The organism is Brunnivagina elsteri CCALA 953, assembly GCF_002289455.1.
Lineage (GTDB): Bacteria > Cyanobacteriota > Cyanobacteriia > Cyanobacteriales > Nostocaceae > Brunnivagina > Brunnivagina elsteri.
Map to the genome: position 1 here is coordinate 1 of NZ_NTFS01000291.1, position 8,479 is coordinate 8,479.

Annotated in this window: 9 protein-coding genes, 1 tRNA gene and 3 pseudogenes; 10 read left to right on the top strand and 3 right to left on the bottom strand. The window is 40.4% G+C overall.

Annotated elements, in window-relative coordinates:
- Positions 1-100: 100 nt before the first annotated feature.
- Complete coding sequence (locus CK510_RS21420) at positions 101-514, bottom strand: hypothetical protein (protein ID WP_095723634.1); 414 nt, start codon at positions 512-514, stop codon at positions 101-103.
- Between the two features lie 200 nt (positions 515-714).
- Entirely contained in the window at positions 715-1,062 is a 348-nt protein-coding gene (locus CK510_RS33595) for a hypothetical protein (RefSeq protein WP_245912265.1), read from the bottom strand.
- Between the two features lie 310 nt (positions 1,063-1,372).
- On the opposite strand from CK510_RS33595, the pseudogene CK510_RS21430 reads away from it, so the two are divergent.
- From CK510_RS21430 to CK510_RS21450, 4 genes and pseudogenes are all read left to right on the top strand, one after another.
- Positions 1,373-2,077 (top strand): annotated as a pseudogene (locus tag CK510_RS21430) (transposase); the annotation flags it as partial.
- Between the two features lie 117 nt (positions 2,078-2,194).
- Positions 2,195-2,383: a hypothetical protein gene (locus CK510_RS21435; RefSeq protein ID WP_143289373.1), complete on the top strand. Its 189-nt coding sequence runs from the start codon at positions 2,195-2,197 to the stop codon at positions 2,381-2,383.
- A complete protein-coding gene (locus CK510_RS32910) occupies positions 2,358-3,386 on the top strand; it encodes a transposase (protein ID WP_211293249.1) in 1,029 nt (342 codons plus the stop codon). Before CK510_RS21435 ends, CK510_RS32910 begins: the two co-directional genes overlap by 26 nt.
- Before the next feature lie 51 nt (positions 3,387-3,437).
- Positions 3,438-4,091 (top strand): annotated as a pseudogene (locus CK510_RS21450) (transposase); the annotation flags it as partial.
- Positions 4,092-4,110: 19 nt separating this feature from the next.
- Here the strand turns inward: CK510_RS21450 and CK510_RS21455 are convergent.
- A pseudogene (locus CK510_RS21455) lies at positions 4,111-4,696 on the bottom strand (transposase); the annotation flags it as partial.
- 623 nt (positions 4,697-5,319) lie between these two features.
- Between CK510_RS21455 and CK510_RS21460 the strand changes: the two are divergent.
- The 6 genes from CK510_RS21460 to CK510_RS31145 all read left to right on the top strand — a co-directional run bounded on the left by CK510_RS21460 (position 5,320) and on the right by CK510_RS31145 (position 8,403).
- Positions 5,320-5,392: transfer RNA gene (locus CK510_RS21460), tRNA-Phe, on the top strand.
- Positions 5,393-5,643: 251 nt separating this feature from the next.
- On the top strand, positions 5,644-6,804 hold the full coding sequence (locus CK510_RS21465) for a site-specific integrase (RefSeq protein ID WP_095723636.1): 1,161 nt from the start codon (positions 5,644-5,646) through the stop codon (positions 6,802-6,804).
- Between the two features lie 61 nt (positions 6,805-6,865).
- Entirely contained in the window at positions 6,866-7,504 is a 639-nt protein-coding gene (locus CK510_RS21470; RefSeq protein ID WP_095723637.1) for a LysE family translocator, read from the top strand.
- Positions 7,504-7,779, top strand: a complete 276-nt coding sequence (locus tag CK510_RS21475; RefSeq protein WP_095723638.1) for a hypothetical protein — start codon at positions 7,504-7,506, stop codon at positions 7,777-7,779. Before CK510_RS21470 ends, CK510_RS21475 begins: the two co-directional genes overlap by 1 nt.
- Entirely contained in the window at positions 7,760-7,912 is a 153-nt protein-coding gene (locus CK510_RS31940; protein ID WP_158224942.1) for a hypothetical protein, read from the top strand. Before CK510_RS21475 ends, CK510_RS31940 begins: the two co-directional genes overlap by 20 nt.
- An 80-nt stretch (positions 7,913-7,992) precedes the next feature.
- Positions 7,993-8,403, top strand: coding sequence for a hypothetical protein (locus CK510_RS31145; protein WP_143289374.1), 411 nt, complete (start codon positions 7,993-7,995; stop codon positions 8,401-8,403).
- Positions 8,404-8,479: the final 76 nt, after the last annotated feature.

The window sequence follows — 8,479 nt, forward strand, 5'->3', positions numbered from 1 at the left end:
TCTTTAAGCTCTGCAAAAGCTTCTATAATTGCTGGTTGGCTCATGGAGGTAGATGCACACGCTTGGATTCGCGCTAGATTATACCACATAGCTCCTACTTTTAGAATAAAATAGCCCTGACTTCTTCATAGCCTTTAAACACTCCATCTTCGGGTAGCTCCGACTGCGGATACTTTAGTATTTCTTTTCTATCTATTGTAATGTGAGCGTTTTTATTGCTTTTAGTATGCTGTTTGGGTGTCTTCCGTTCTTTTTCTGATGAGTGATTCTCTTTAAAACCTTTTGGTTTATTGGCTTTTACATCTGGTTTGCCCTGTTCACCTTTGAGTCTATTATTTTCGTCTCGAAGTTTTTGATTTTCTTCTTCCAGTTCTTTGGTTTTTGCTTGTAACTGCTCTATCACGTTGAGTAGTATCTCAACGGTACGACGCAAAGATTCATCTGCAATCCCAGATGGGTCGATAGTTTGCAGTAATGTGTCTACTAGCTTTTCCGGTGATGGTTTTTGCGTCATGCATATTATTCTATAACGCCCTCTGGTACTTTGCTCTCAAAACAAATTTTTTATCTGGTTTTTTATTACCGTTCTTTTCTCAACAACAGGTGTTTTGTATACGTACCGTGCAACCCCGTACCATGAACATACGCACACGAAGCCAATAATCAACGGGAGCAGACAATAGGGTAATATCACTGCCTTTAAGGAGCGCGCCTTTACACAACGGCGCCATACTGTTGTGTATCTTCCCTACCCCTAATTATCGAGCGGATACCTTTTACATTCAATTCTTCGCTCTCTACATCTATTCCTAAGTTTGCTGCTTCACTTTTCTCTTCTTCTTTTTTTTGGGAAGAATCTTCTCCTCTTTTATGTTGTTTTAGCTTTAACTCTGCTGTTAATGCACGCTCTTTCCAATTCTCTCGTGATTTTAGTAAATCTCTGATTTTTATTTCTAATCCTCTAATTTCTTTTTGTCTTTCTATGGCTTTTTCTCTCCAGTCATCTCGACCTTTACGAAATAAACGCGCTAGTCTCTCAATTGGGCTTTTAAATTCTTCCATCCCTGTTGACTCTATTTTTTGACTACACTATTATTGTATGAAATAATTTTGCCTTAAAACCAACAAAATACACAGACTAGTCAGAATCTGCTGCAAAATTTATCATCATGTTTGCAAAAAAGTATTGAATTTGTATTTTCTTTATTCAAACACTCTTTTTGTTTTCTTTAAATTAATTTATTCTTAATAAGTTAAATAGATTATTGACAAAATGTCTTCTTATTGACAATACCTTCGCCAAAATAAAGAGGGCTTTCCGTAGTAGAGTTATTGTTTAGCACAACCACAACTCAAGAACCACAGAAAGCCCATGCCAGATATATTAGCACTGTTGGAATGCTTGCAACGATATACGACCAGAACAACTTTGAGACGTTGGAGCAGAATTATATCAGCAATGCTAGCAATGAGTGGAAGAATAACAATGCTGGGCATATCACGGTGGTGTGGAAAGGGCGGAAGCTATAGAACTATACAGCGATTTTTTGCTCATTCATTACCTTGGGCAGGGTTATTTTGGGTATTTTTTAGAGAACATATATTTTGCCAAAAAGAAACATATCTATTAGCAGGAGATGAAGTAGTAGTAAGCAAAGCAGGAAAAAAAAGTTATGGGGTCGATAAATTTTATTCATCTTTGTATGACAAACCAATACAGGGATTATCATTTTTTGCATTATCCTTGGTCAGTATTGAACAAAGGAAAGCATTTCCTATCAGGATTGAACAAGTAATCAAACCAAAAGTTGAGAAGCAAACAAAATTAAAAGAAGAGACAAAAAAGCCTAAAGAAAAACCAAATCAAGAAGTCCCAAAAAAGAAGGGTGGGCGACCAAAGGGAAGTAAGAATAAAGATAAAACAGAAGTAGTTTTTACCTCAGAACTTCTACGTATTCGTATTCTAATTCAGGACTTGCTCAAAAAATTAAGTAAATTTTTACCGCTAACTTACTTGGTATTGGATGGTCATTTTGGAAATAATAATGCCGTGGTTATGGCTCGGCAAATGGGCTTACAGCGCAAACTTTGCCACGGGGATTCTCCCTGACAGGTGTAGGTTTATTACAGAGGCATGAGTATTTACAGCATAAGGAGGAAAATAAAAGTAGTCGCAAAGCTGGGAGCGAGAAAAATGCTGAACAATAAGCATATAAAAGATTGGTCATGCATAGTTTCAGAGCATATGGGTCATCTTTCATTACCTCAAGCAATCGGGTTAGCAACATGGAGTTTCGGGATGGTGATGACCAGATCGAGTAGCTTGACCCAAGTATCAAACTTTATTGCCAAGGTTAATGGAGAAAAAGCACTCTCCAGTTAGACAAAGGCTAAAAGAATGGTATCAAGAAGCAAAAGCGAAAAAAGGCAAAAAGCGTTGCAGTCTAGATGTGACTAGTTGCTTCGCTCCATTGCTACGATGGGTTATCAGCTTGTTACCAAGAAATATAGGGCAAATTGCCTTAGCTTTTGACGCAACCAGTATCGGTGACAAGTTCGTAGTTTTGTCGATTAACATCTTGCTTGCAGGATGTGGAATCCCAATTGCATGGTGTGTCGTCAAAGCAACTGAACCAGGCAGTTGGAAACCACATTGGCAACAATTAATCGAAAAGCTCAAAGACGTTATTCCTGAGAGTTTTGATGTAATTGCTGCTGCCGACCGAGGATTGTATGCCGACTGGATGTATCAGATGATTGTAGATGCTGGCTGGCATCCATTTTTGCGGATTAATCATCAAGGACTTGTACAAATTCCACCATCGGATATATGGCTTCCTCTGGCTGATATTGTCCAGCATCCTGGGCAATCTTGGTCAGGTAAAGTTATTTGTTTTAAAACAAATTCTCTGGAATCGACTTTACTTGCACGCTGGGATGATGGTTACAAAGACCCTTGGTTGATTTTAACTGACCTAGAGCCGAACTCTGCTGATGCATTGTGGTACGGTTTACGCCCCTCAACCGAGTGCGTTTATCGTGACATTAAATCTGATGGTTGGCAGTGGCATAATACTCGTTTGCTCGATCCAAAGCGTGCTGAACGTTTATGGTTAGCGATCGCAATTTCCACCCTCTGGATGGTTATACTTGGTGGAGAGAACGAAAATCAATCACCTCTTGCCAATCTCGAACAACTTCCACCTCAACACGTAGCTTTCTCAAAGCCTCCCAATCCCAAACCATTACGCCAAATCTCTTGCTTCCTCCTTGGATTACTTTCCCTGATCGCTGATTTTTTAAACGATATTCCGATTCATCTCCATCGCTGGAGTTATTTTCCTAATACCCCTGTCAATCAATTTTATTACCCCAACTCCTCCTAATTGTAATAAACCTACACCTGTCAGGGGGATTCTCCCCGGTGGCAAGATTTGCTAATTTCTAAGATGCGCTACGACTCTGCCTTGTATATCCCCTATGAAAATCCAGACCCTAGTCGTAAATGCCGTCGTAAATACGGTGATAGAATTGACTATTCATTTATACCAGATAAATTTCTCAAAAAAACTGAGACTGTTGAGAATATTCGTTATTATTTTTATCAAACTCAACTTCTCCATAAAGAATTTTCTCAAGCATTAAATGTTGTAATTATAGTGCGGACAAATATTGTAACATCACATAGAACTCATGCTGTTTTATTTTCAACTGATTTGAGTTTAAGTTATGTGCATGTGATTGATTATTACAGTTTGAGATTTCAAATCGAATTTAATTTTCGCGATGCTAAACAATTTTTTGGACTCGAAGACTTTATGAATGTTGGGAAAAATGCAGTAACAAACGCTGCAAATCTGGCATTTTTCATGGTTAATATTTCGCAAGTTTTGCTTTCTCACTTCCGTAAATTTAACCCTGATTTTAGTATTACAGACCTTAAGGCAATGTTCCGAGGTTATAAATATGTTGAGGAAACTATAAAACTCCTTCCGGAAAAACCAGACCCAGTTTTACTCGCAAATATTTTTCACAGAGTTACCAATTTAGGACGTATCCACCCTGCCGATCCTTGTTCTAGCAGTTCATAAATTTGGCGAAGGTATTGCCATAATAAGTATTATAAAAAACTTCTTCTTGGTTTCCATGTACTATATCGTCAGTGACATCTAAATCTATGGTTATCTGTCGCGGCGGTTTTGGATAAGATTCTAAAAATACTTCAACTAAAAAACTTTCTGTCTTCTTCTGGATTATGTTCGATACGGTGATAACGACTATTGGCTCGTGAACAGACATCTTCTGGGCAATGTTCGATGCGATTTAATGTACTTTTACCAGCTAACTTAACTGCCTCACCCGACAAACCAGTTGCTTTACCAACTGCAAGCTTAAACATCAAATCATGTCGTAATTTATCATGGTCATTAATATCCTCATATCCCATTATTAGAGCGTATATACGTTGGGTTATGAGACTGGCTACAGAATAGTCTGTACGATTTTTTTCTCGGTAATCTTTAAAACATCCTGCAAGCCTTGATGTTATTGCAAGTTTTCTATCTAGTTCTGCAATTAAGTACAAGCCAGCATCTGATGTTACAGGCTCACCCTTGAAATTAACTACAACTGGACATGACTTTTCTTGTCCAAATACAAACTGTTCCGGTATACAATGATTTTTGTCTGGTGTCATACTTCAAACTGCTGAGATTGTTTTGCAATATACATTTTGGCAGTTTTTGACCCCCTCTTTCTTCAATCTTGGTGAGAAATCCGGGTTAGGAGCATGTCACAATTAGTACGTGAGTATCATTGCTCAATAAATATAATACTACTTTGTTCCAAAAACGACCTCTGTGAAAGTTGGCAGCTTGGGAGAGAGACTTAACGGGAAAAGTCAGAGTCAGATTCCAGAATAACTCCCTACCCCGAAGTATTGATGCAGGGTGGTTTCATACAAAAAAAGAAAAATGATTTGTCGTTGTGCCTAATGGTTTTTAACCCCTCTCCAAACCTCTCCCCCACGGGGGGAGAGGCTTTGAAAGTGATTTTACTTTTTTCTCTGACTGTATGAAACCACCCTGCTACCCCGAAGTATTGATGGGATACAAATATTTTCCCAAAGTATATTGCATAATCATTAAATCTTTGCTATCCTTATTAAGGATTGAGCAAAAAAAAATTAGAGCGGCAAAACTGGCAAAATGTCGACTGGGAACATAGAAAACCCGTTCAAGATTTTCGACGACGGCTATGTAATTAAGCCTTTATTCCACCTCTCAAGTTAGTTCTGCCGTTCTTAAAAAAAACGTAATCGCCGGGATAGCTCAGTTGGTAGAGCAGAGGACTGAAAATCCTCGTGTCACGAGTTCAAGTCTCGTTCCTGGCATAATCATCAAAACCCCTGAAGCATATAGCTTTCAGGGGTTTTTGATTTCCGCTAAAACCCCATTTCAGCCATTCTAGGGGCATAAATTTTGTATGGGAAGATGCCGACGTTGGACATTTTTGGACTAGTTTAGACATTTTATTGGGGTAAAGTTGGGGTAAATCAGAGCGCGCTGATTTCAACGTATTGAGGGCATTTGGGAAAATCCGCTAGCAGTTTCCCATGCACTCGCTTAAATTTCAGGAGTTAGTGTGGGTTCCGAGCGCAAAGCCTCCAAAGGCACTGTCCAAATCAAAACCTCGAACGATCGCCTGCAACTGGTTTTTAGTTTTGGGGGTAAACGTCATTATCTTTCAACCGGGTATACCGATACCAAAGCCAACCGCAAGCTGGCTGAAATGAAGTCTCGGCAAATCGAGTTGGATATTCTCTGTAACAATTTCGATGTAACGTTGGAAAGGTACAAACCTCAATCTCAGCAGGTTGTGTTTACACCATCAGTTACACCAGTTGTTGAAAGTTATGCTTCTCTAACGGATTTGTGGGATAGTTACACCGAATACAAGCGATCGAGTTTATCTCCTAGTACTTTGGCGAAGGATTACCATAAAATTTATCGTTGCATCAACGTACATCTGCCTATGAGAACCTTGGATAAGGCTGTGGCAATTCGAGATTGGCTAATTGCCAATAAAAGCCCCCTATCTGCCAAAAAAATCCTGACTCAATTTTCAGCTTGTTGTAATTGGGCTGTGAAATCTCAGTTAATTGAGGATAATCCCTTTGAGGATATGGCGAGTGATATTAAAGTACCGAAGGGTGATTATGAAGAGACAGATATAAATCCTTTTAGTGTGGAAGAACGCGATCGCATTATCCAAGCATTCAAGGAAAACCGTTACTACAAACACTACGCACCATTAATCGAATTTTTATTCATCACGGGTTGTAGACCATCGGAAGCAGTAGCTTTACAGTGGAAACATATTGTGTCGAACTTTACAATGATTCGATTTGAACAGGCTGTGGTGGTTTCGCAGTCGGGATTGACTTGTAAACAAGGCTTGAAGACGCAGAAAAAGCGAATTTTTCCAATTAATAATCGTTTGGCTGGGTTGTTGAAATCCATTCAACCCGTTGATGTGTCGAGTGAAACAAAGGTATTTCCTTCACCAGAAGATAAGTGGATTGATGTTCATAACTTGACTCAACGAGCTTGGAAAAATGTTTTGTTTCGTCTTGATGGTATGAAGTATAGAAAGCTTTACCAAACTCGGCATACATTTATTACGATGGCTTTGAAGAATGGGGTGGATGTTAAGGATGTGGCGACGATGGTGGGTAATTCACCGGAGATTATTTACCGTCATTATGCGGGGCAAAGTCGAGAGCTTTTCTTGCCGGAGTTTTAGGGGTTGGGAAAAGTGCGAGAATCTGTAGGAGTCGTTTGGCGATCGCTGGGGGTAATAATCAATGACCGTGAGTAGCATTCTGGCACTGTTTGGCGCGATGGTTGTTCTCGCCGCGATTCCCAGCGTTAGTGTTTTCGCAGTAACTACCCGTTCGGCAACTTTTGGTTTTCTTCATGGGTTGTTTACAGCTATTGGCATCGTCACGGGCGATATTATTTTCATTTCGATCACCATCGGTGGGCTATCCCTAATCACTGCGAAGATGGGCAGTCTTTTTTTCCTACTCAAATATATTGGTGCTGCATATTTGATTTTCTTGGGGGTGAGACTTTGCCGATTCCAGCCTCAAGAAATAAAATCCCAGGCGATCTGCTCTAAGCAGCAGCACTTCGCTATCGCAAAATCTTCGCTCTGGTCGAGTTTTTGGACAGGGCTATTGATTACTTTGGCTGACCAAAAAGCAACGTTATTTTATTTGGGGTTCTTTCCGGCGTTTGTGGATATGACGAAAGTTTCCCCGCTTGATACGGGAATTATCATTGCAACCACCATTTTCGCAGTGGGTGGGGTTAAAATTATTTACGCTGCAATTGCCTCTCATGCCAGATTATTGATTGGCGAACGCTTAACCAAATACTTCAATTTCCTTGCGGGTTGCATTATGCTTGGTGTTGGGCTGTTCCTGTTGCTGAAACCTTAATGTTATTAAACCCATCACTCTGTAATGCGATAGTAGCGAATTGCGGCAGCGATTCTCGTTCCGAGAGGCTTCGCCAACGCACAAATTTATTGAGTACCCGCGAACGTCTCCCGTCAGCGCAAGCGATAAACCTACGGTTCGCTAGCGCGATCGCACTTCAAACTCCCAGAGGTGACAACCCAAACAAAACAATTACTATGTTTATTCTCCCTGGACACCCATCCCACAACTTTTTAACCATGCGGGGAAATGAAATTGACTCATCACCCAAGTAGCGATCGCTCAATTTGGAAGTCCCTAAATAATCATGGGATACATACGGAGAGTACCCGTGAACCTCTTCCGTCAGGGCAAGCGATAAACCTACGGTTCGCTAGCGCGATCGCACTGTTATATTCCCAGGGGTGACAACCCAAACAAAGCAATTACTATATTTATTCACCTTGGACACTTATCCCACAAATTTTTAACCATGCGGGGAAATGAAGTTGACCCATCACCCAAATAGCGATCGCCCAATTTGGAACAGAATAAATAATCACGCGATATCTATGGGGTGTCAGGCGATCGCACTTCAGACTCCCAGGGGTGACAACCCAAACAAAACAATTACTATATTTATCCTTCCTGGACACCCATCCCACAACTTTTTAACCATGCGGGAAAATGAAATCGACCCATCACCCAAGTCGCGATCGCTCACTTGGGAACATCATAAACAATCTTCAATATCTACGGAGAAATCCCGCGAAACTCGGAGTCAGGGCAAGCGATCGCACCTTCATATCTCCAGGGGTGGCAACCCAAACAAAACAATTACTATATTTATCCTTCCTGGACACCTATCCCACAACTTTTTAACCATCTGGGAAAATGAAGTTGACTCATCACCCAAATAGCGATCGCTCAATTTGGAACATCATAAACAATCTTCAACATCTACGGGGAAATCCCGCGAAACTCGGAGTCAGGGCA

What these genes read in the sequence shown, in the direction of transcription:
- CK510_RS21420 (WP_095723634.1), bottom strand. Translation starts at nt 514, where the DNA reads ATGACGCAAAAACCATCACCGGAAAAGCTAGTAGACACATTACTGCAA.
- CK510_RS32910 (WP_211293249.1), top strand. Translation starts at nt 2,358, where the DNA reads ATGGAGAAAAAGCACTCTCCAGTTAGACAAAGGCTAAAAGAATGGTAT.
- CK510_RS21475 (WP_095723638.1), top strand. Translation starts at nt 7,504, where the DNA reads ATGTTATTAAACCCATCACTCTGTAATGCGATAGTAGCGAATTGCGGC.
- CK510_RS33595 (WP_245912265.1), bottom strand. Translation starts at nt 1,062, where the DNA reads ATGGAAGAATTTAAAAGCCCAATTGAGAGACTAGCGCGTTTATTTCGT.
- CK510_RS21470 (WP_095723637.1), top strand. Translation starts at nt 6,866, where the DNA reads ATGACCGTGAGTAGCATTCTGGCACTGTTTGGCGCGATGGTTGTTCTC.
- CK510_RS21435 (WP_143289373.1), top strand. Translation starts at nt 2,195, where the DNA reads ATGCTGAACAATAAGCATATAAAAGATTGGTCATGCATAGTTTCAGAG.